The organism is Micromonospora sp. NPDC047465 (assembly GCF_040643125.1).
GTDB lineage: Bacteria > Actinomycetota > Actinomycetes > Mycobacteriales > Micromonosporaceae > Micromonospora.
Window position 1 is genome coordinate 1 of the sequence record NZ_JBEYTP010000070.1, and the last position, 21,282, is coordinate 21,282.

Genomic DNA, 21,282 nt, shown 5'->3' on the forward strand with positions numbered 1-21,282 from the left:
GCGGGGGGGGCGGGCCCCGGGGGGGGGGGGGGGGCGGGGGGGGGGGGGGGGGGCCGCCCCCCCCCCCCCCCGCCCCGTGCTCGGTTACGCCGTCCTCGCGGCGATCCCCGTCGACCCGGCGCTGCGCTCGTACGACGTGGTGGCCGGGCGGCTGCCCGACCGCCCCGGCGAGGTGGTGCTGGACGCGCCCACCGTGGCCGAGGAGGGCTTCACCCTCGGCGGGCCCGTACGCGTCGGCGGCAGCGGGGGAGCGGCCCGCCCGTACACCCTGGTCGGCACGGTCGACGTGGCCGGCACCCCGCGCGACGTCGGCGGCCCGTTCATCGGCCTGGTCGGTGCGGACGCCATGGCCGTGACCGGGCAGCGGGGCTACGACCGGATCATGGTGGCCGCCGGCCCGGGCGTGACCGACGCGGCGCTGGCCGACCGGGCCGCCGAGGCGGCCGGAGCCGGCGCGACCGTCAAGACGCGCCAGCGCATCCTCGACGACGCGGTCGAGGACGCGGTCCGCGACCTGCAGCAGTTCAACATGGTGCTGCTGACCTTCGCCGGGGTCGCGGTGGTGGTCGCCGGGTTCGTCATCGCCAACACCTTCGCCATCGTGCTCGCCCAGCGGACCCGGCGCACGGCGCTGCTGCGGCTCGTCGGCGCGACTCGGGGGCAGATGTTCCGGGCGGCGCTGCTGGAGTCCGCCGTGATCGGCGCCGTCGCCTCCGCGGTCGGCGTGCTGCTGGGCGTCGCCCTGGCCGGCGGCATGAACCAGCTCATGACGCGGCTGGACGTGCCGGTCTCCGGCGGGCTCACCCTCACCGCCCCGACCGTGCTGCTCAGCCTGCTGCTGGGCACCGCGATCACGGTCGGCGCCGCCCTGCTGCCCGCGTGGCGGGGCACCCGGGTGCCGCCGGTCGCCGCGCTCACCGACGCGGCGGTCCAGCCCGCCCGCGGCGCCGGCCGGCTCCGGCTCGCCGTCGGTGCGCTGGTCTTCGCCGCCGGCATCGCCGCGCTGGTGGCCGCCGCGTCCGCCGTCCAGGTGGTGCTGGTGGCGCTCGGCGGGGTGCTGACCTTCTTCGGCATCGTGCTGTTCGGGCCGGTGCTCGTCCCGGCGCTGGTGCGGGTGCTGGGCTGGCCCGCCCGGAAGCTGTTCGGCGCCACCGCCGGCCTGGCCGTGGCCAACGCGGTGCGCAACCCGCGCCGCATCGCGGCGACCGCGACCGCCCTGGTCATCGGCATCGGGCTGGTGTCGGCCTTCGTGGTGGGCGCGCGCAGCACCAAGGACGGCATCGAGCGCAGCGTGGACGCCGAGATCGGGGTCGACTGGCTGGTCACCGGGATCGGCGGCGACCTGCCCGCGCCGCTCGTCGGCGAGCTGCGCGCCCGGCCCGAGCTGGCGGTGGTGCACGAGCAGCGCAGCGCCGTCACCGCCGACGTCGAGGTCCGGGCCGCCCACCCCGCGCTGGTCGGCCGGACGCTGACCGGGGTCGTGGCGGGCGACGTCGACCGGCTCGCGCCCGGGTCGGTCCTGGTGCACCGGGAGTTGGCGGAGGCGCGGGGCTGGACGACCGACTCCACCGTCACCGTGCGGGGCCGGTCGTTCCGGGTGGCCGCGGTCGTCACCGACGACGGGCCGGTCCTGGCCGGCAGCTCCGTCCCGGCCGGTCACGTGATCGACGTGGTGGACGCCGACTTCACCGCGCTCTTCCCCACCGAGCGGGGTTACCTGGCCGAGATCGACCCCGCCGACGGCGTCAGCGCCGACCAGGCCCGGGCCGCCATCGAGGCGGTGGTCGCCCGCTACCCGACGGCCAACCTGATGGACCAGGGGGCGTACAAGAAGATGCTCACCAGCACCGTCGACATGCTGCTCGCGTTCGTCACCGCGCTGCTCGGCCTGGCGGTGGTGATCGCGCTGGTCGGGGTGGCGAACACGCTGAGCCTGTCGGTCGTGGAGCGGACCCGGGAGAACGCCGTGCTGCGGGCGGTGGGCCTGACCCGGGGCCGGATGCGGGCCGTGCTGGCCGTCGAAGCGGTGCTGATGGCGCTGGTCGGCGCGTTGCTCGGGGTCGGCCTCGGCACCGGCGTCAGCGCGGCCGCGATGGCCCTGCTGGCCCGGATCAGCGGGGACTTCGCCGTGGTGCTGCCGCTGGGGCAGCTCGGGCTGATCCTCGGGGTCGCCGTGGTGGCGGCCCTGGCGGCCTCGGTGCTGCCGGCCCGCCGGGCCCTGGCCCGGCCGGTGGTCGAGGCGCTCGGCGACCAGTGACATCCGCCGGCCGGTCCCGTCGCCCACCGGGTGGCGGGACCGGCCAGCGGTGCCGGGTCTAGAGGTGCTCCACCACCGGCCCGGAGCACCGGTTGCGGGAGTCGAAGACGTACCGGGCGTGCCGGACGACCAGGTCGTAGTCGAGGACGTCGTGGTCGGTGACCACCACCACCGCGTCCGCCGCGCGGATCTCCCGTTCGGTCAGCTCCACCACGAGGACCCCGCCGGGGATCTGGTGCGGCTCGGCGTACGGCTCCACCGCCCGCACGTCCGCGCCGAGCGCCTGCAGACGGCGGGCCACGTCGACCGCGGGGGAGTCGCGCATGTCGCCGGTGTTCTTCTTGTACGCCAGCCCGAGCAGCAGCAGCCGGGCCCCGCTGATCGTGCGACCGGTCCGGTTCAGCCCGCCCATGATCCGCTGCGCCACGTGCTCGGGCATCTCGTGGTTGACGTCGTTGGCCAGCTCGATGAACCGGAACTGCCGCCCGAGGCGCCGCTTGACCTGCCAGGACAGGTAGCACGGGTCGATCGGCAGGCAGTGCCCGCCGACGCCGGGGCCGGGCCGGAACGGCATGAACCCGAACGGCTTCGTCTCGGCCGCCTCGATCGCCTGCCAGACATCGATGTCCAGGTGGTGGGAGAGCATGGTCAGCTCGTTGATCAGGGCGATGTTGACCTGGCGGAAGGTGTTCTCGATCAGCTTGGTCAGCTCGGCCACCTGGGTGGAGCCCACCGGCACGGTCCGCTCCACGATCCGCCGGTAGAACCCGTCCACCCGGGCGAGGGAGTCCGCGTCCACCCCGGAGACGACCTTCGGGGTGTTCTCCAGCCGCCACGTCTGGTTGCCCGGGTCGATCCGCTCGGGGCTGTAGCCGAGGTGGAAGTCGCCCGGACTGCGCAGCCCGCTGGCCGACTCCAGCAGCGGGCGCAGCAGTTCCTCCGTGGTGCCGGGGTAGGTGGTCGACTCGAGCACCACCGCGCAGCCCGGCCGGACGTACGGGCCGATGCCGATGCCGGCCTGCTCGACGAAGCTGAGGTCGGGCGTGCCGTCGCGCAGCGGCGTGGGCACCGTGATCACGCAGATGTCGAAGCCCTCGGCGTCGGCGTACTCGGTGCTCGGGCGGTACCGGCCGCTGGCCAGCGCCCGGCCCAGCCGGTCGGCGGGGATGTCCTCGACGAACGACTCGCCCGACGCGAGCCGCTTGACCCGGTCGGAGTCGACGTCCAGGCCGACCACGTCCAGGCCCGCCTCGACCGCCCGCATGGCCAGTGGCAGGCCGACGTACCCCTGGCCGATGACGACCAACTTCTCAACGCTCACCCGGACTCCCGAGGCAGACGGAAACAACCTGCTTGGGAGCCTAGAGGGATCTCTGTGCCTGTAAGTCCGTTTTGGGATTACCGGTGCTGCCGGGGTCCGTGGAGTGTCGGCAGTGCGTCACCGTGCGCGCCCGAACGGGCCGGACCGCCCGCCGGGGTGCGGCGGCACGGGTGCCGAGATCAGGCCGAACGGTCCGTCGCCGCGCCGCCGCCCCCGCCCCCCGGCGGGTTGTTCGTGTCGCCCCCCGGCGTGCTCGGCCCGCCGCTCGCCGGGGGAGTGGGCCCCGTCGACGCGCCCGGCGAAGAGCCGTCGCTGGGCGTCGGATCCGTGCTACCCGTCGGCCCCGGGGACTCCGGGTCGGCCGTCTGGCTCGGCGGGGGCGACTGCGGCGGCACGGTGGCCGACGGCGACGGACTGGAGGTGGACCCGGCGGGCCGGAACGGCCGACCCCGGTCCGGGTTCCGCTCCTGCTCGGTCGGCGCCTCCGCGCTCGGCACGGCGGCCGGCGCCGTCGTCTTCGGCACGTTCACCGCGGGCGCGTCGGTGTCGCCCGTCGCGCCGAGCGCCGCGCCGAGGCCCGCCAACGCCACCAGCACCGCCGCGGCCGCGCCCACCAGGGGGCCGCGGCGCTTCCTCCGCGCGGCCGCGGCCGGCACGACCGGGACGTCGGTGCGGGTGCCCGGGTCGGCGCCGCGCAGCGCGGCGACGCCGGGGGCGGGCACCATGGCGGTCGCCGCCGACGGGTCGGAGACAGCGGCGCGGGCGGCCTGGGCCATCGCGGCCCCGCTGCTGAACCGGTCGGCCGGATCCTTCGCCAGGGCGCGGGAGACCAGCGCGCGAACGGCCTCCGGGATGTCGTGTGACAGCTCCGGCGGCTCGTCGTCGAGGTGCCGGACGGCGACCTGGAGCGGGTTGTCGCCGGTGAACGGCGGGCTGCCGCTCAGGCAGCAGTAGGTGACGGCGCCGAGGGCGTAGATGTCGGTGGCACCCGAGACCGGCCGGCCGGCGGCCTGCTCGGGCGCCATGTAGAGCGCGGTGCCGGGCACCGCGTTGGTGCTGGTGATGCTCGTGACGTTCGTCGACCGGGCCACGCCGAAGTCGACCAGCACCACGCTGCCGTTCTCCTGCACCAGCAGGTTGCTCGGCTTGACGTCGCGGTGCACGATTCCGCCGAGGTGCGCGGCGTGCAGGGCCTCCGCGACCTGGGCCACGATCGCCATCGTCTCGCCGACGTCGAGCCGACCGGCGGCCTCGATCCGCTTGGACAGCGGCTGGCCGGTCACGAACTCCATGACCAGGTAGTCGGCTCGGCCGCCGTCGGGCAGGTCGTCCTCGCCGCAGTCGAAGACCTGGACGATGCCGGGGTGCCGCAGAGCGGCCATGATCCGTGCCTCGGCGCGGAAGCGGGCGATGAAGTCGGGGTCGGAGACCAGGGCGGGCAGCAGGACCTTGACCGCGACCTGACGGCCGAGGACGAGGTCCTTGGCCCGCCAGACGTCGCCCATGCCGCCCGTGGCGACACGCTCGTCCAGGCGGTACCGACCGCTGAGTACGACCTCCGATGACAACACAGCACCACCGTACCCAGAGCGGCGGAGAACGGCGCGCGGTGAGCGGGCCGGCCCACCGGCGCGACCCGCCCCACGGAGGGCTGTGCGTCGACGGCCGCCTCCGATATGGTGTGACCGCCCGGGGACGCCCCGTGACGAGATCCGCCCGCCGCCGCCGTACGCTGGACGAACGCCCCTTTGCCGCGGGCGTGCGTGGGCGCAGCGTCCCGGGCGCGCGCCGCGTTACGGCGACCCGCCACCCGATCAGGTAGATAATTCTCACTCTTTTGCCGACCGGGGCCGACTTGTCCGATCGGCCCGGTGCTCCTACCGTTAGCCCGACTCGGGCCCGCCCCACGGCGTCGCCGGCGCCGCCGGCCGTGCCGCCGTGGCGAGAGTCCAGAACTACCGTCCGGGCCGCCGCGGTCCCGGGCGTGACCAGGTCAGCGGGGGGCTGAGGGTGCGGGATCAGGTCCGGGGGCCGGACCGTGCTGGCGTCGCGCACGCCCGGGTGGGTGTGCGCCACCCCGGCACGTCCGGGAAGCGGAGGCGGCGGTCCCGTGTCCGCTGAGCTGAACGACGCGGTCGCGGCGGCGCAGGCCGGCGACGAGGACGGCTTCCGCTTCCTCTACCGCAGCCTCCAGCCCGGTCTGCTGCGGTACCTGACCGCCCTGGTCGGCGCCGACGCCGAGGATGTCGCTTCGGAGACGTGGCTGCAGATCTCCCGCGACCTGCCCAGCTTCACCGGCGGCGAGTTCCGGGCCTGGACGGTGACCATCGCCCGCAACCGGGCCATGGACCACCTGCGGCGGCAACGCCGCCGTCCGTCGCTGCCGGTGCCGGTGCAGGCGCTCAGCGAGCTGGCCGGCGACGCCGACACCGCCGAACGGGCCGGCGAGACCATCGGCACCGAGGCGGCGCTGGCGTTGATTGCCACCCTGCCGCCCCGCGAGGCCGAGGCCGTCCTGCTCCGCGCCGTCATCGGGCTGGACGCCGAGACCGCCGGACGGGTGCTCGGCCGCCGGCCCGGTGCCGTGCGCACCGCCGCCCACCGGGGTCTGCGCCGCCTCGCCGCCCTGATGGCACGCTACGACCTGTCCCAGCCGCCGGCCGACCCCGAGAAAGCCACCCCGCCGCGTCCGCGCGCCGGTCGGCGGCAGGCGCCGCACGCCGAGCCGGCGGACGGTTGACGTGAGGGGAATCAGATGACCTTCCGCCGGCACGAGCGGCCCGCCGACCGGGCCGAGTCCGACCGGCTGCTCGACGCGGCCCGCGCCGGCTCGCCCGACGCCGCCGACCCGGATCCGCTCGCCCGGCTGCTCTCGGCCGCGGCGGCCCCCGCCCGCCCCGGTGAACTGGCCGGCGAGGAGGGCGCGCTGGCAGCCTTCCGGGCCGCCCGCGCCGCCGCGCCCGCCACCGCCGCCGCGACGCGGCCACCGCGGGGACGCCGGTTCACCGCCGGCGCCGTGGCCTGGGCCGCCGGAATCGCGGTCACCGCGACGGCGGGCGCCGCCTTCGCGGCCGTCACCCTGGACCGCCCCGACGACCCGGCGCCGCCGCCGCGTCCGGCCACGCCGGCACCGGCCACCACGGGTACGGAGCAGGGCGGGTCCACCGGCGCCACCGGCAGTGGCGGCACCCCCTCCGACGCGCCCACCGACGGCTCGCGCGGCCCGTCCGCCGCCCCCACGCCCGGTGCGGCCACCCCCGGCGCCCCGGGCGGTGGCGGGCCACGACCGCCGGAGCAGCGCACCGAGCAGCTGTGGGGGCTCTGCCGGGCGTACCTGGCCAAGCCGCCGGCTCAGCGGGAGAACGCGCTGGACAGCCCCACGTACGCCGGCGTGGTGACCGCGGCGGGCGGCCGGGAGAACGTCGACGCCTTCTGTCGGGAGCTGGTGCCCGAGGCGGAGTCGAGGAACTCGAGGAGGGCCGAGCCCACGACGGCGCCGTCCCTGGAAGCGACCGGCTGATCGCCCTGCTCGTTCCGGCCGGCCACGCGAAATCCGTCTGTTAGAAACAGAAGTGGTGGGCCGCCGACGCCCTGCTGATGACGGTGGGTGGCGCTACGGTGGCACGGTCCGGAAGTCGGCGCGGGGAAGGGAGCCCGTCCTGTGGTGACGTCGCCGGAACTCGACCGGAGCATCGTCCTGCGGGAGCGCGCCGCAGCCGCGGGTCACCTCGCCCGGATCTGCTTCAAGACCGGCCCGCCGACCCGCACGGGCGTCGAACTCGAATGGACCGTGCACGACGCCGCCGACCCCGCCCGCCCCGTCGACGGCGAGCGGCTCCGGGCGGCGCTGGGGCGGCACAGCCCCCCGACCCTCGATCGCGCGAGCCCCGCCGCACCGCTTCGTCACGGTGGCACCGTGACCGTCGAGCCCGGCGGGCAGCTGGAGATCTCCACCGCGCCCCGCACCTCGCTCGCCACCCTCGTCCAGGCCACCGACGGCGACATCGCCGAGCTGAGCGGCCTGCTCGCCGCCGCCGGGCTGGTCCTCGGCCAGAGCGGCATCGACCCCCACCGGCCGCCCCGGGCGGTGGTCGAGACCCCCCGCTACCGCGCCATGCGGCACGTCTTCGACCGGCGTGGCGCCGCCGGCCGGACGATGATGTACAGCACCGCCGGCCTGCAGGTCTGCCTGGACGCCGGAGAGCCGGAGCACCTGCCGGCCCGCTGGGCGACGGTGCACGCGCTTGGGCCGCCCCTGCTGGCCGCCTTCGCCACGGCCGACCGGCACGCCGGCCGGGCCACCGGCTGGGCGTCCGCGCGCATGGCGGCCTGGTTCGCCATCGACCCGGCCCGCACCCGGCCGGTGTGGACGCCGGAGCGGGCCGACGCCGACCCGGTCGCCGCCTGGACCGACTACGTCCTCGCCGCGCCGCTGCTCTGCGTACGCGGCGGCGGTCCCGACTGGACGCCGCCGCCGGCCGTCAGCTTCGCCGACTGGGTCGACGGGGCGCTGCCCCGACCGCCGACCACCGACGACCTCGACTACCACGTGAGCACACTGTTCCCGCCGGTGCGCCCCCGGGGCTACCTGGAGCTGCGCTACCTCGACGCACAGCCCGGCCGGGGCTGGGCAGTCGCGCTCGCGGTGGTGGCCGCCCTGCTCGCCGAGCCCGGCACCGTGCACGCGGCCCGCGCCGTCGCCGGCCCGGTGGCACACCGTTGGCGCGCCGCCGCCCGGCACGGCCTGCGCGACCCGGCGCTGGCCGCCGCCGCCGTGGAGCTGTTCGACCTGGCCCTGGCCGCCCTGCCCCGGCTCGGCCTGCCGGCGGCCCTGCACGACGACATCGACCGAGGCGTACGGCGGCGACGGGCCGCCGCGGGGAGGAGGCACGCGTGACCGGAGCGACCACGCAGCGGCCGGGCGCGGAGCAGTTGCGCAGCCGGATCGCGGCGGAGCTGGAACGCACCCGCGCCCGCACGGCGCTGCTGACCGAGGCGGTCGACGAGGCCGACCTGGTGCGGCAGCACTCGCCGCTGATGTCCCCGCTGGTGTGGGACCTCGCGCACGTCGGCAACCAGGAGGAACTCTGGCTGGTCCGGGACGTGGGTGGCCGCGAGCCGGTCCGGCGGGACATCGACGACCTGTACGACGCGTTCAAACAGCCCCGCCGGGACCGCCCGTCGCTGCCCCTGCTGCCGCCGCAGGAGGCCCGCGCCTACCTGCTCACCGTGCGGGACAAGGTGCTCGACCTGCTGGACAGGGTCGCGTTCACCGACCGCCCCCTGGTCGCCGACGGCTTCGCCTTCGGCATGATCGTGCAGCACGAGCAGCAGCACGACGAGACGATGCTCGCCACCCACCAGCTCCGCACCGGCCCTGCGGTGCTGCACGCCCCGCCGCCGCCGGAGCCGCGGACCCGGGTCGGCGGCGAGGTGCTGGTGCCGGCCGGTGAGTTCACCATGGGCACCGACACCGACCCGTGGGCGCTGGACAACGAGCGCCCCGCCCACCGGGTCCACCTGCCGGCGTACGTCATCGACGCCACGCCGGTGACCAACGGCCGTTACCGCGAGTTCATCGCCGACGGCGGCTACGACGAACCGCGCTGGTGGAGCCCGGCCGGTTGGCGGCACCGCCGGGAGGCGGGGCTCTCCGCGCCGATGCACTGGCGGCGCGACGGCGACGGCTGGGCCTACCGGCGCTTCGGGCGGTGGGCCCCGGTCCGCGACGACGAGCCGGTGGTGCACGTCTGCTACCACGAGGCGCAGGCGTACGCGGCCTGGGCCGGCAAGCGGTTGCCGACCGAGGCGGAGTGGGAGAAGGCGGCCCGCTGGGATCCGGCCACCGGCCGTTCCCGCCGCTACCCGTGGGGCGACGACGACCCCACCGCCGCGCACGCCAACCTGGGGCAGCGGCACCTGTGGCCGGCCCCGGTGGGCGCCTACCCGGCGGGAGCCTCGCCGCTGGGCGTGCACCAGCTCATCGGCGACGTGTGGGAGTGGACCTCCACCACCTTCCGGGGGCATCCGGGCTTCACCGCGTTCCCCTATCGCGAATACTCGGAGGTCTTCTTCGGCGACGACTACCAGGTGCTGCGGGGCGGGTCGTTCGGCACCGACCGGGCCGCCTGTCGGGGCACCTTCCGCAACTGGGACTACCCGATCCGGCGGCAGATCTTCAGCGGCTTCCGCTGCGCCCGCGACGCCCGGCCCGAGGAGTCCCAGCCGTGAGGACGGCCGCCTGATGTGCCGCCACCTGGCCTACCTGGGGCCGCCGGTCACCCTGCGGGAGCTGCTGTTCGACCCGCCGTACGCCCTGGTGCGGCAGTCCTGGGCGCCACGCGACATGCGCGGCGGCGGGACGATCAACGCCGACGGCTTCGGCGTCGGCTGGTATCCGGGTTCCGGCGAGCCGGTGCGCTACCGGCGGGCCCAGCCGATCTGGAGCGACCCCACGATCGCGCAGCTCGCGGCGGTCACCTCCGCCGGCGCGGTGCTGGCCGCCGTCCGTTCCGCCACGGTCGGCATGGCGGTGCTCGACGGGGCCGCCGCCCCGTTCGCCGAGGGGCCCTGGCTGTTCAGCCACAACGGCGTGGTGCGGGGCTGGCCCGACACGATGGTCCCGCTCGCCGGCACCCTGCCCGTACGCGACCTGCTCACCCTGGACGCGGCCACCGACTCGGCGCTGCTCTGGGCGCTGGTCCGGCACCGGCTGCGGGCCGGGGTGAAGCCTGCCCGCGCGATCGCCGAGACCGTGACGGCGGTGGCCGCGGCGGCCCCCGGGTCCCGGCTCAACCTGCTGCTCACCGACGGCCACACCGTGGTGGCCAGCGTGGCCGGGCACGCGCTGTCGGTCCGCGCGACCCCGGCCTCGGTGCTGCTGGCGTCCGAACCGCACGACGACGACCCCGGCTGGCAGGCGGTGCCGGACGGGCAACTGGTGGAGGCGACCGCGACGGGGGTGCGTCTGCGCGCCCTCGCCGAGGTCTGACCGCCGGCCGACAGGGACGTTCCGACGACGAAGGGGAAGACATGGGCGCCGAGCCGCTGGAGATCCACCTCGAGGAGCAGGACCTTGGCCGCAGCCTGCGGGAGGACGTCCGCGCCGGCCTGACGGCCGAGCCCAAGTGGCTGCCGCCCAAGTGGTTCTACGACGCCCGTGGCAGCGAGCTGTTCGAGGAGATCACGCGGCTGCCGGAGTACTACCCGACCCGGGCCGAACGCGCCGTGCTGGCCGAACGGGCGGGCGCGATCGCCGAACTGACCGGCGCGAAGACGCTGATCGAGCTCGGTTCGGGCTCGTCGGAGAAGACCCGGCTGTTGTTGGACGCGTTCACCCGGCGGGGTGGCCTCGGCACGTTCGTGCCGCTGGACGTGTCGGTCAGCGCCCTGCGCCAGTCCACCGTCGAGATCGCGGCAGACTACCCGGGGCTGCGGGTGCGCGGCATCGTGGGGGACTTCACCCGTCACCTGGACCGGCTGCCGACCGGTGGGCGGCGGCTGGTGCTCTTCCTCGGCGGCACCATCGGCAACCTCCTGCCGGCCGAGCGGGCGCGGTTCCTGGGCGCGATGCGGGGCGCCCTGGAGGCGGGGGACTGGCTGCTGATCGGCACCGATCTGGTCAAGGACCCGGCGGTCGTCGTGCCGGCGTACGACGACGCGGCCGGGGTCACCGCCGAGTTCAACCGCAACGTGCTGCGGGTGGTCAACCGGGAGTTGGGCGCCGACTTCGACCCGGAGGCGTTCGCCCACGTGGCGCTCTGGGACCCGGCGCGGGAGTGGATCGAGATGCGGCTGCGTGCGCTCCGGCCGATGCGGGTCCGGGTGCTCGACCTGGCGGTCACCTTCGCCGAGGGCGAGGAGTTGCGCACGGAGGTGTCCGCGAAGTTCCGGCCCGAGGGCATCGCGACGGAGCTGGCGGCGGCCCGCTTCGCCGTCCACGACTTCTGGACCGACCCGGACGGCCTGTTCGGCGTCACCCTGGCCCGCGCGGAGTGACCGGGACCGGCCGGCCTGCGGCGCGTGACGATCTTCACCCGTGGTGCCCGGCCCGGCCGGTGGTCGGCTACGCTGGGCGGCGCGAAGGGGAGTAGCCCCCAATGTCGTGGTCGACACACTGGTGCGTTCCGCATCCGGCCACGCGGCCTCGTCATCCGGGGCGGGCGAGACCTTCGACTCAGGCTGTCGCAGCCGGGTCGAGGGCGCCCCCGTACCTCCTCCCGGCGTGATCCGGAAGGATGTCATGGAAGGTTTCCTCGTCGCGCTGGTGGTCAGCTTCGGCGTCATCTTCGTCGCCGAGCTGGGCGACAAGTCCCAGCTGATGGCCCTGACCTTCGCCACCCGCTTCAAAACCGTGCCGGTCCTGATCGGCATCACCGTCGCCACCGCCGTCGTGCACCTGGCCTCGGTGGCGATCGGTTACGGGCTCGGCGCCGCGCTGCCGACGGAGTGGATCTCGCTGGTCGCGGGCCTGGCGTTCCTCGGCTTCGGCGCGTGGACCCTGCGCGGGGACACGCTCACCGAGGAGGAGAAGCGCAAGGCCGAGAAGTCCAGCAAGTCCGCCATCGTGGCGGTGTCGGTCGCGTTCTTCCTGGCGGAGCTGGGCGACAAGACCATGCTCGCCACCATCACCCTCGCCACCCAGTACGGCTGGTTCGGCACCTGGCTCGGCTCGACGGTCGGCATGGTGGCGGCGGACGCGCTGGCCATCCTGGTCGGGCGGATGCTCGGCAAGAAGCTGCCGGAGAAGACCATCAAGTACGGCGCCGCCGCGCTCTTCGCGATCTGCGGGCTCTGGCTGATCCTGGAGGCGGTCGCGCAGCTCACCTGACGCCGACTACCGCCGAGCGGGCCGGGTAAGGCCAGCCGGTGGGCGTCGAGGAGGTGCTGCGCCACGGCTACCAGGCCCTGGTCACCGCGGTGGAGATCGCCGGCGCGGTGGTCATCTTCGTCGGCGCGGCCTGGGCGGCGCTGCGGTTCGTGGTCGAAGGGCTGCGACACCGCAGCGCCGCCGTGTTCACCCCCATCCGGCTCTCCCTGGGCCGGTTCCTCACCCTCGGGCTGGAGTTCCAGCTCGCGGCGGACATCCTGCGTACGGCGGTCTCGCCGACCTTCACCCAGATCGGGCAGCTGGCGGCCATCGCCACCATCCGGACCGCGCTGAACTACTTCCTGGGTCGGGAGATCCGCCAGGAGCAGCGGCAGGTGGGGGAGACGGGGCACCGCAGGTGACCCGTGTCCTGGCCACCGCCACCACCGCGCTGGCCACGCTCGCCGGCCTGGCGGTGCTGGTCGGCACACGTTCCTGGCGCTGCGCGCTGCGGGTACTGCTGGACCTGCTCACGGCCGCCGGCCTGCTGCGGCTGGCCGTTGACCAGGGCTGGGCGGAGCTGGCGGCTGCGGCGGCGATCGTCCTGCTGCGCCGGATGCTGTGGGCCGCGCTCACCGGCGCGGCGCAGCCACGACTATCGGCGGCCTCCAGCGGGCAAGAGGATCACCACCTACCGTTGCGGTAGGAGGCGAAACCGGAGAAAGCGGGAGGACTGCCACATGAGCAAGCATGACGAGCCGAACGAGTACGGCTTCGCCGGAGGCGCCACCGCCCCGCAGCCGCCGGCCGGCGGGCGGGCCGACGAGCAGGACCGGGCGGAGGAGGTGGCGGTACCGGGCGACGACCTGATGGAGCCGGTCAGCGACGCCCTCGCCGACGAGCAGGAGGAGCGCCGGGAGGCCGAGCGGCGCCGCTGACCCGTCCGGGGCTCCGGCGGCCGGTCGCCGTCCCGCCGGAGTCCGCTCGGCTTCCGGCCGCGGCCGTCCCGGGTCAGCCCCTCGGCCGTCCCGGGTCAGCCCCTCGGCCGTCCCGGGTCAGCCGTCCCCGCGCTGGTAGACGTCCGGCACGCCGTCGCGGTCGGCGTCCACGAGTTCCGCCTCGGCGATCCGCCGGTAGGCGGCGTTGCGCCGGACCAGCACGACCGCGGCGAGCATCGCCGCGATCACCGAGCCGGCGAGCACAGCCGCCTTGACGTTGTCGTCGGCCGCGGTGCCGGCGCCGAACGCGAGTTCGCCGATCAGCAGGGAGACGGTGAACCCGACCCCGGCGAGCAGCGCCACCCCGAGCAGGTCGGTCCAGGTGATGTCCTCGTCGAGCCGGGCGCGGGTGAAGCGGGCGAGCAGGAACGTCGAGCCGAAGATCCCGACGGCCTTACCGACCACCAGGCCGGCGACGACACCGATCACGATCGGGTCCGTGACGATCGCGCCCAGGTCGGCCCCGCGCAGCGACACCCCGGCCGCGAAGAACGCGAAGACCGGTACGGCGAAGCCGGCGGAGACCGGGCGCCAGCGGTGCTCCAGGTGCTCGGCGAGCCCGTGCGTGCCGCCGTCCCTGCCCAGGACCGGCACCGTGAAGCCCAGCAGGACGCCCGCCACGGTGGCGTGCACCCCGGAGGCGTGCACGAGCGTCCACGCGGCCACCGCGAGCGGGATCAGGGCCCACCACCAGGTCCTGCGGCGCTGCACGAGCAGGCCGAAGACCGCGATCGGGGCGAGCGCGGCGAGCAGCGGCAGCGGGCTGAAGTCGTCGGTGTAGAAGATCGCGATGACGGTGATCGCGAGCAGGTCGTCGACCACCGCGAGGGTGAGCAGGAAGGCCCGCAGGCCCTGCGGCAGGTGGGAGCCGATGACGGCCAGCACGGCCAGGGCGAAGGCGATGTCCGTCGCGGTGGGAATGGCCCAGCCGCGTAGGCCGTCCCCGCCGGCGGCCAGGTTGACCGCGACGTAGATCAGCGCCGGTAGCGCCATTCCGCCGACCGCTGCGACCACCGGCAGGGCCGCCCGCCGCGGGTCCCGCAACTCGCCGACGACGAATTCCCGCTTCAGTTCCAGCCCGACCACGAAGAAGAAGACCGCGAGCAGGCCGTCGGCCGCCCAGGCGGAGAGGCTCAGGTCGAGGTGCAGGCCCGCCCCGCCGGCCCACGGCACCCAGCCGCCGAGGGCCTGGTAGGCGGACTCCCAGGGCGAGTTCGACCAGACCAGCGCGATCACCGCGCCGAGCAGGAGGAGACCGCCGCCGACCGTCTCGGTCCGCAGCACGTCGGCCAGGAAGCGGGCCTCCGGCCAGGACGTACGCGAGAAGAGCCGGCGGGTCGGGCGGGAGGGGTCGGTGTGCGGGGCGCGGTCGCTCATGCGCGAGGTCCACCTTGGTGTCGGGGCAGCAGGGGGTAGCTGCCGACCAGGCTTCCCGGCACACCGTCACCGACCCTATCCATCGCCGCCGCCACCGGCGAGTCGGGGCAGTTCATGGTCGGAAACGTCACGCCCGTTCGTTTCTCCCCCGCGTCCCGGGACGCCGCACGCCCGTTTGTCGGTTGGTGAGTCGGCGCAGATGTCAAGGGGTGAAAATGCATAACTCAGGACATAGGTCGTATGAGTCGCTTTAATGGTTTCACGAGATTATGTCGACCTTGGGGGTTTTCGTGAAGTTCTTTGGCGTTACCGGCCTGGTCCGGAGGCTCGCCTGATGGACCTGTACCGCCAACTCCGCCTCGTGCGCCAGCACTGGTGGATCGTGCTCCTCACCGTCATGGTCGCCCTCGGCGTCACTGCCCTCGTCACTGTCCGGGCCCAGCCCCGGTACGTCGCCTCGGTGACCTTCTTCGTCACCACGCCCAGCCAGGGCGTCACGGACGCCTACCAGGGCGGCCTCTTCCTCCAGCAGCGCGTCAAGTCGTACGCCGAGCTGCTGACCAGCGACCGCCTCGCGCAGAGCGTGGTGGCCGAGAACCCGATCGGGCTCACCGCCGAGGAGGTCCAGCGCCGGGTCAGCACCTCGACCGAGACGGGCACCGTCCTGCTGCGCGCCTCGGTGACCGACACGGACCAGAACCGGGCGCTGAAGGTCAGCGAGCTGCTCTCCGCGAAGTTCGTGGACCTGGTGCAGAAGGTGGAGATGACCCAGGACGGCAAGGCCGGCCCGATCAAGATCGAGGTGGTCAGCGGGCCGCGGGTCAGTTCGAGCCCCGTGTCGCCGCAGCCGGTCCGCAACTTCGTGATCGGCACGCTGCTGGGGTTGCTCGCCGGCGTCGGCCTGGCGATCCTGCGCGGGCTGGCCGACGTGCGGCTGCGCGACGCTGCTGGTCTCCAGCGCACCACCGGCAGCCCGCTGCTCGGTGAGATCCCCTTCGAGAGCACCGCGAAGTCGGAGCCGTTGATCGTCGGCGACGCGGCGAACTCCGCCCGCGCCGAGGCGGTCCGCAAGCTGCGCACCAACCTGCGCTTCGTCGACGTGCACGAGCCCGCCCGGGTCATCGCGGTCACCAGCGCCCTGCAGGGCGAGGGCAAGACCACGCTCTCCTGCAACCTCGCGATCGCCCTGGCCGAGGCCGGCTGGCGGGTACTGCTGGTCGACGCCGACCTGCGCCGGCCGAAGGTCGCCGACTACCTGGGGCTCGACGCCGGCATCGGGCTCACCGACGTGCTCGTCGGCGACGTCCAGGTCGGCGACGTGGTGCAGCGCTGGGGCGACAAGTCCCTGCTGGTGCTGCCGAGCGGCTCGGCGCCGCCCAACCCCAGCGAGCTGCTCGGCTCGAAGGCGATGGCGGATCTGCTGCTCGCCCTGCGGGAGTCCGCCGACATCGTCATCATCGACACCGCCCCGCTGCTGGCGGTCACCGACGGCGTGGTGGTTGCCGTGCAGGCCGACGGCGCGCTCCTGGTCTCCCAGCAGGGACGCACCTCGCGGACGCAGGTGGCCGCCGCCGCACGTTCCCTGCACTCGGTCTCCGTCCGGCTGCTCGGCTGCGTGCTGAACATGGCCAAGGTGGCCAAGGCCGAGGCCTACCAGTACGAGGCCTACCGGGTGGTGGCGGCCGGCGGGCCGGCGGACGTGCCGGCCGACCGGGCCAAGACCGCCCGGCACGCGGAGCGGATCGACGGCCGCAGCGACCGTACGCAGGAACTCACCCGGCTGTCCCGATGAGCGCCGCGAGGGGTCGCAGGGACCGTTCGATCTCCTCGGCGCAGCGTCGGAAGTCGGCGGCGGTCCCGCCGATCGGGTCCACCAGGTCGTCCGCGTCGGGAGTGGCGGGTTGCAGCCGCCCCCGGGCGCGGGCGGCCGCCCGGACCGCGGCCCGTACGGGCCCGTCGGCCGGCTCCGCGATCGCGTCGTCCGCCGGATCCGCGGCCTCGGCGAGCCGGGCGAACTGGCGCAGGGTGAACGTCCGGTGCAGCGCCGCCGGCGCGAGCGCGGTGCAGACCGAGCGCTGGCGTCGGGTGGCCGCCAGGATCAGTGTCGCCCCGACCAGGTGCTCCCCGCGCAACCGCCGGGTCCGGAAGCCGGTGGGGTCACCGCCGGCCCACGTCGCCACCTCCGCCGCGTACGGGTGCATCGGCAGGCCGTCGACGGCGTCGGTGCCCGCGCTGGAGACCACGACCGGCTGCCCGGCCAGCAGGCGGCGGGCGAGGTACTCGGCCATCGGAGACCGGCACAGGTTGGCGTGGCAGACGAACAGCACGCGGTCGACCATCTGGACCCCTCTCGTCGGTGCGGGCGCGGGCAACGCCGCGCCGGCCGCCGGCCGTCGGTGCCGGCCGGACGTGGAGGGGATGCGGGCATCGTACGCGGGCCCGACGCGTCCACCACGCCGTGCCGCGCCGAACCGCCTGACCCGGATGGAGCAGCGCCGATGAGGATCGGGATCCTGTCCTACCACTTCCCGCCCGAGCCGGCGTTCATCCCGGGCAGCCTCGCCGAGGAACTCGCGGTGCGGGGACACGAGGTGAAAGTGCTGACCGGCTTCCCCGACTATCCCGGCGGGCACGTCTACCCGGGGTGGCGACAGCGCTGGCGCCACGAGACCCGCAGCGAGCGGCTGACCGTCCGCCGGGTCCCGCGCTACAGCGCCGGCGACGGGTCGCTGCGCACGCGGATGGCCGGCTACCTCTCCTTCGCCGGTAGCGCCACGCTGACCGGGCGGCCGTTCCTCGCCGACGTCGACGCGCTCTACGTCCACCTGCCGCCGGCGACCGCCTTCGCCGCCGCGGGCCTGCTGCGGCTGCTGGGCCGGGTGCCGACCGTCGTCCACGTGCAGGACGTCTGGGCGGCGGACGAGTCGACCGGCGCCGGGAACGGGCGGTGGGCCGCGCGGATCGGCGCGGCGATGACCCGGGCCTACCGCGCCGCCGACCGGATCGCGGTCTCCGCGCCGTCGCTGCGGGACAGGGTCGTGGCCGCCGGCGCCGACCCGGCCCGGGTGCAGGTGGTGCTCAACTGGACCGACGAGCGGATCTTCCAGCCCGCGCGGCCCAGCGGGGCGGCGCGCCGGCTGGTGCGCCGCGACGAGCGTTGCGTGGTGATGCACGCCGGGACCATCGGCGCCCGGCAGGGCCTGGAGACGGCGGTACGGGCGGCGGCGGCGCTGGACCGCACCATGGACCTGGTCCTGGTGGGCTCGGGCGCGGACGAGCGGCGGGTGCGGGGGCTCGCCGCCGAACTGCGCGCCGAGAACGTGCGCTTCGTCGAACGCCGGTCTCCGCTGGACATGCCGGAGCTGTACGCCGCCGCCGACTACCAGCTCGTCATGCTGCGCGACCTCCCGGAACTGCGCAGCGCCCTGCCGGCGAAGCTCCAGGCGGCGTTCTCCTGCGCCGCGCCCGTGGTGGCCTCGGCCGGCGGCGACACCGCCGAGCTGGTGGAGCGGGCCCGGGCAGGGCTGTCCTGCCCGCCGGAGGACTGGGCGAGCCTGGCCGACCGGTTCTGGCTGGCCGCCACCATCCCGCCGCCCGCCCGGGTGGACATGGGCCGGCGCGGCCGGGAGGCGTACCTGCGGGAGATGTCCATGCCGGCGGGCGTGGACCGGATCGAACGCCTGCTGTACGACGCGGCTGCCGGCCGCGCCACCGGCCGCTGAGCCGCGAGCGACACTCGCGTACCGGCCAATACCGTCATCTACCGGCGAAAACGATCGTTACCTGTTAGGAACAGGCGGAGGAATGGGGTCTTCTGTCCGTTTCGGCGAAGGGACGTGTGGTGTGACGGAGAGCCAGAGAACGCGCCGGCGGCGGGGCCGGTCCCGGCGGCGTCGGCAGCTTCGCCGGGCACTTCTCGCCTGCCTCGTGGTGGGTTCGCTGCTCCTGCTGACGGGCGGCTGGGTGGGCTTCCGGGGTTGGCAGGCCCGCGCCCACCTGCTCAACGCCGCCGGGCTGGCCCGGGAACTCAGCGCCCAGGTGGTCGGCGGCGACACGGCCCGCGCGCAGCGCACCCTGGCCGCGCTCCAGGAGCAGGCGGGCAAGGCCAGGTCGGCGACCGGCGACCCCGGCTGGTGGCTCGGCCGGCACACCCCGTACGCCGGGGACAACCTGGCCGCCGTGCGGCAGATCTCGGTCGCCGTCGACGACCTGGCCCGGCAGGCGTTCCCGCTGCTGCTCCGCACCGACCTGGCCAGCCTGGTGCCGGCGGGTGGGCGGCTCGACGTGGCCCGGCTGCGGACGGTCTCGGCGGAGCTGGCGACCGTCAACGCGGCCGTGCAGGGCACCCGGAGCAGCCTGGCCACGGTGCCTACCGACGGCCTGGTGAGCCAGGTCCGGCAGGCGCTCGTCGACCTGCGCGGGGAGATCGACCGCCTGGCGGGCCTCACCGCGGCGGCGGACCAGGCCACCCGGCTGCTCCCGCCCCTGCTGGGCGCTGCCGGCCCCCGCACCTATCTCGTGGTGTCCCAGAACCCGGCCGAGCTGCGCGCCACCGGCGGCATGATCGGCGCGTACGCCGTGATCCACGCCGACGACGGCAGGGTCCGGATGGGGCGGCAGGGCACCAGCAGCGCGCTGGGCAGGTTCCAGCCGCCGTTGAAGGTGCCCGCGGAGGTGCGTCACCTCTGGGCCGACCTGCCGGGGATCTATCCGGCGGACGTCAACCTCACCCCGCACTTCCCGACCGCCGCCGCGCTCTACCGGGAGATGTTCCGGCGGCGTACGGGGACCACGGTGGACGGCGTGCTCGCCGTCGACCCGGTGGTGCTGTCGTACCTGCTGAAGGCCACCGGCCCGGTGATGGTGCCCGGCGGCGTCCCGCTGGCCGCGGAGAAGGTCGTCCAGACGGTGCTCGGCGACAGCTACCAGCGGATGGACAACGAGGAGCAGGACGCCTTCTTCGCGGCCTCCGCCGCCGCCGTGTTCGACGCGCTGGTCACGAAGAAATACGACCCGAAGGGGTTATTGTCCGCATTTGACCGTGCTGTCACCGAACGCCGGATATTGTTCTGGAGTGCCCGACCCGAAGAGCAACGGACGATCGGCGACAGCCGAATGGCCGGGGTGCTTCCGGAGAAGGACACAGTGCCGACGGTCGGCGTGTTCCTCAACGACGGCAGCGGCGCGAAGCTCGGCTACTACCTCCGGCAGACGGCGACCCTCACCGTCGGCGACTGCCGGACCGACGGTCGCCGGGAGCTCCGGCTCCGGGTCACCCTGCGCTCGTCGGCGCCCAAGTCGGGTCTCAGCAAGTCGGTCCTCGGCCTCGGCCTGGCCGGCGACCCGTACACCGCCCGCACGTTGGTGTCGGTGTACAGCCCCGCTGGCGGGACCGTGCTCACCACCCACCTCGACGGCGTCGAGACGGCGGTGGGCAGCGGTACCGAACGGCGCCGCCAGGTGACCACGGCAAACGTCGAGGTCGGCCCGGGAGACTCCCGCACCTTGGAGGTAACCGTGCTCACCGCGAAGACCGGCGTCGGTACGGCCGAGCTGTGGCTGACCCCCACCGCCACCCCATGGACCACCCAAGTTGTTTCCGCACAAAGCTGTGACCAGTAGGAGGGAACCAATCATGCGGCTATCCCGCATCATCATGGCGCTCGCGGTCGGTCTGGCCGTGGTGGCCGCGCCGTCCGCCGCGGGGGCGGCGCAGCCGCAGCCGGCGCCGGGCGACACACAACCACCGCCCTATGTGCCCGGTCCCGCGACGCTCGCGGTGAGCCCGACGACCGTCGTGGTCGGTCAGACCGCCACGCTGATCGGCACGGGCTGGACGCCGGGCGAGACGGTCGTGATCACCGTCAGCACCTCGCCGCTCGCCGCCGCGGTTCCGGGCGCCGAGCAGGCGCGGCGCAGCAACGGGGAGATGGTCGCGATGGCGCCCGTCTCGTTCCAGCAGGCCCCGCAGCCGAGCCCGAGGCGCTTGGAGGTCACGGCCGACGGCGAGGGCGAGTTCCGCACGACCTACACGCCGCGCCACCACGGCACCTACACCTTCCGGGCCGTCGGTCAGACGTCGGGCCAGGTGGCGACAGCGAAGCTTGTCGTGCTGAAGAAGCACGCCCCGGCGCCGCTGCCCGTCACGGGTGACAGCCTGAGCACTCCGATGAAGTTCGGCGGCGGCCTCGTCGGCGCCGGCGCGGTGCTTCTGCTGCTGTCGCTGGTCTGGCGCAAGCGCCACCGCTTCGGCATGGGGGTCGCGCGCTGACGGTGAGCGCCTCGGGCTGTGCCCGGCACCGCGAAACGGCTGACGCCCGTCGGGAGGTTTCCCGGCGGGCGTCGGCTTGTTCTCTTCCGTTCGCCTGCTGCGCGTGGGGGCCTGGGTCGCTGTGTGTCGGGGTGGGGGTGTGGGTTGCTGCGCGTCGGGGTGCGGGTGTGGCCCGCCGTGCCCGGCTCCGGGCGGTCAGGCTTGATCCCTGCGCCGGGCTCCAGGCGTACGCGCGGGGGCTGCTGCACT

The 21,282-nt window shown here is 74.7% G+C and carries 19 protein-coding genes; 15 read left to right on the plus strand and 4 right to left on the minus strand.

Annotation, left to right across the window (positions count from 1 at the left end; genetic code table 11):
- The first annotated feature begins 76 nt into the window (after positions 1-76).
- A complete protein-coding gene (locus ABZ793_RS32475) occupies positions 77-2,257 on the plus strand; it encodes an FtsX-like permease family protein (protein WP_357464407.1) in 2,181 nt (726 codons plus the stop codon).
- A 58-nt stretch (positions 2,258-2,315) separates the two neighbouring features.
- On the opposite strand, the gene ABZ793_RS32480 is transcribed toward ABZ793_RS32475, so the two are convergent.
- Together ABZ793_RS32480 and ABZ793_RS32485 are read right to left on the minus strand one after the other, a co-directional pair.
- Positions 2,316-3,578: a nucleotide sugar dehydrogenase gene (locus tag ABZ793_RS32480; RefSeq protein WP_357464409.1), complete on the minus strand. Its 1,263-nt coding sequence runs from the start codon at positions 3,576-3,578 to the stop codon at positions 2,316-2,318.
- 179 nt (positions 3,579-3,757) lie between these two features.
- Complete coding sequence (locus ABZ793_RS32485) at positions 3,758-5,149, minus strand: serine/threonine-protein kinase (protein WP_357464411.1); 1,392 nt, start codon at positions 5,147-5,149, stop codon at positions 3,758-3,760.
- Between the two features lie 539 nt (positions 5,150-5,688).
- Between ABZ793_RS32485 and ABZ793_RS32490 the strand changes: the two genes are divergently transcribed.
- The 10 genes from ABZ793_RS32490 (at position 5,689) to ABZ793_RS32535 (ending at position 13,325) form a co-directional block, all read left to right on the plus strand.
- A complete protein-coding gene (locus tag ABZ793_RS32490; protein WP_357464413.1) occupies positions 5,689-6,318 on the plus strand; it encodes an RNA polymerase sigma factor in 630 nt (209 codons plus the stop codon).
- Between the two features lie 15 nt (positions 6,319-6,333).
- Complete coding sequence (locus ABZ793_RS32495) at positions 6,334-7,098, plus strand: hypothetical protein (protein WP_357464415.1); 765 nt, start codon at positions 6,334-6,336, stop codon at positions 7,096-7,098.
- A 141-nt stretch (positions 7,099-7,239) separates the two neighbouring features.
- Entirely contained in the window at positions 7,240-8,475 is a 1,236-nt protein-coding gene (gene egtA, locus ABZ793_RS32500; RefSeq protein WP_357464417.1) for an ergothioneine biosynthesis glutamate--cysteine ligase EgtA, read from the plus strand.
- A 35-nt stretch (positions 8,476-8,510) separates the two neighbouring features.
- Complete coding sequence (gene egtB / locus ABZ793_RS32505) at positions 8,511-9,809, plus strand: ergothioneine biosynthesis protein EgtB (RefSeq protein WP_357464444.1); 1,299 nt, start codon at positions 8,511-8,513, stop codon at positions 9,807-9,809.
- A gap of 13 nt (positions 9,810-9,822) precedes the next feature.
- On the plus strand, positions 9,823-10,569 hold the full coding sequence (gene egtC, locus ABZ793_RS32510; RefSeq protein ID WP_357464419.1) for an ergothioneine biosynthesis protein EgtC: 747 nt from the start codon (positions 9,823-9,825) through the stop codon (positions 10,567-10,569).
- Between the two features lie 41 nt (positions 10,570-10,610).
- Positions 10,611-11,576, plus strand: a complete 966-nt coding sequence (egtD, locus tag ABZ793_RS32515) for an L-histidine N(alpha)-methyltransferase (RefSeq protein ID WP_357464421.1) — start codon at positions 10,611-10,613, stop codon at positions 11,574-11,576.
- Positions 11,577-11,820: 244 nt separating this feature from the next.
- Positions 11,821-12,408: a TMEM165/GDT1 family protein gene (locus tag ABZ793_RS32520; RefSeq protein WP_357464423.1), complete on the plus strand. Its 588-nt coding sequence runs from the start codon at positions 11,821-11,823 to the stop codon at positions 12,406-12,408.
- Positions 12,409-12,446: 38 nt separating this feature from the next.
- Positions 12,447-12,809: a DUF1622 domain-containing protein gene (locus ABZ793_RS32525; protein WP_357464425.1), complete on the plus strand. Its 363-nt coding sequence runs from the start codon at positions 12,447-12,449 to the stop codon at positions 12,807-12,809.
- Complete coding sequence (locus ABZ793_RS32530) at positions 12,806-13,093, plus strand: hypothetical protein (protein WP_357464427.1); 288 nt, start codon at positions 12,806-12,808, stop codon at positions 13,091-13,093. Before ABZ793_RS32525 ends, ABZ793_RS32530 begins: the two co-directional genes overlap by 4 nt.
- A gap of 34 nt (positions 13,094-13,127) precedes the next feature.
- Positions 13,128-13,325 (plus strand): hypothetical protein, encoded by a 198-nt coding sequence (locus ABZ793_RS32535; protein ID WP_357464429.1) that lies wholly within the window; start codon positions 13,128-13,130, stop codon positions 13,323-13,325.
- Between the two features lie 117 nt (positions 13,326-13,442).
- On the opposite strand, the gene nhaA is transcribed toward ABZ793_RS32535, so the two are convergent.
- The gene (nhaA, locus tag ABZ793_RS32540) at positions 13,443-14,762 is read right to left on the minus strand and encodes a Na+/H+ antiporter NhaA (RefSeq protein WP_357464431.1); all 1,320 of its coding nucleotides are present in this window, start codon (positions 14,760-14,762) and stop codon (positions 13,443-13,445) included.
- A gap of 334 nt (positions 14,763-15,096) precedes the next feature.
- On the opposite strand from nhaA, the gene ABZ793_RS32545 reads away from it, so the two are divergent.
- Entirely contained in the window at positions 15,097-16,554 is a 1,458-nt protein-coding gene (locus ABZ793_RS32545) for a polysaccharide biosynthesis tyrosine autokinase (protein WP_357464433.1), read from the plus strand.
- On the opposite strand, the gene ABZ793_RS32550 is transcribed toward ABZ793_RS32545, so the two are convergent.
- Positions 16,535-17,101, minus strand: a complete 567-nt coding sequence (locus tag ABZ793_RS32550; protein ID WP_357464436.1) for a low molecular weight phosphatase family protein — start codon at positions 17,099-17,101, stop codon at positions 16,535-16,537. The two genes, ABZ793_RS32545 and ABZ793_RS32550, sit on opposite strands and share 20 nt — an antisense overlap.
- Positions 17,102-17,260: 159 nt before the next feature.
- Between ABZ793_RS32550 and ABZ793_RS32555 the strand changes: the two genes are divergently transcribed.
- The 3 genes from ABZ793_RS32555 to ABZ793_RS32565 all read left to right on the plus strand — a co-directional run bounded on the left by ABZ793_RS32555 (position 17,261) and on the right by ABZ793_RS32565 (position 21,033).
- Complete coding sequence (locus ABZ793_RS32555) at positions 17,261-18,484, plus strand: glycosyltransferase family 4 protein (RefSeq protein WP_357464438.1); 1,224 nt, start codon at positions 17,261-17,263, stop codon at positions 18,482-18,484.
- 208 nt (positions 18,485-18,692) lie between these two features.
- Positions 18,693-20,384 (plus strand): DUF4012 domain-containing protein, encoded by a 1,692-nt coding sequence (locus ABZ793_RS32560; protein ID WP_357464440.1) that lies wholly within the window; start codon positions 18,693-18,695, stop codon positions 20,382-20,384.
- Positions 20,385-20,418: 34 nt separating this feature from the next.
- A complete protein-coding gene (locus ABZ793_RS32565) occupies positions 20,419-21,033 on the plus strand; it encodes a hypothetical protein (RefSeq protein ID WP_357464442.1) in 615 nt (204 codons plus the stop codon).
- Positions 21,034-21,282 lie beyond the last annotated feature (249 nt).

What these genes read in the sequence shown, in the direction of transcription:
- ABZ793_RS32545 (WP_357464433.1), top strand. Translation starts at nt 15,097, where the DNA reads ATGGACCTGTACCGCCAACTCCGCCTCGTGCGCCAGCACTGGTGGATC.
- ABZ793_RS32535 (WP_357464429.1), top strand. Translation starts at nt 13,128, where the DNA reads ATGAGCAAGCATGACGAGCCGAACGAGTACGGCTTCGCCGGAGGCGCC.
- egtD (WP_357464421.1), top strand. Translation starts at nt 10,611, where the DNA reads ATGGGCGCCGAGCCGCTGGAGATCCACCTCGAGGAGCAGGACCTTGGC.
- nhaA (WP_357464431.1), bottom strand. Translation starts at nt 14,762, where the DNA reads ATGAGCGACCGCGCCCCGCACACCGACCCCTCCCGCCCGACCCGCCGG.
- ABZ793_RS32555 (WP_357464438.1), top strand. Translation starts at nt 17,261, where the DNA reads ATGAGGATCGGGATCCTGTCCTACCACTTCCCGCCCGAGCCGGCGTTC.
- ABZ793_RS32565 (WP_357464442.1), top strand. Translation starts at nt 20,419, where the DNA reads ATGGCGCTCGCGGTCGGTCTGGCCGTGGTGGCCGCGCCGTCCGCCGCG.
- egtC (WP_357464419.1), top strand. Translation starts at nt 9,823, where the DNA reads ATGTGCCGCCACCTGGCCTACCTGGGGCCGCCGGTCACCCTGCGGGAG.
- ABZ793_RS32495 (WP_357464415.1), top strand. Translation starts at nt 6,334, where the DNA reads ATGACCTTCCGCCGGCACGAGCGGCCCGCCGACCGGGCCGAGTCCGAC.
- ABZ793_RS32550 (WP_357464436.1), bottom strand. Translation starts at nt 17,101, where the DNA reads ATGGTCGACCGCGTGCTGTTCGTCTGCCACGCCAACCTGTGCCGGTCT.
- ABZ793_RS32520 (WP_357464423.1), top strand. Translation starts at nt 11,821, where the DNA reads ATGGAAGGTTTCCTCGTCGCGCTGGTGGTCAGCTTCGGCGTCATCTTC.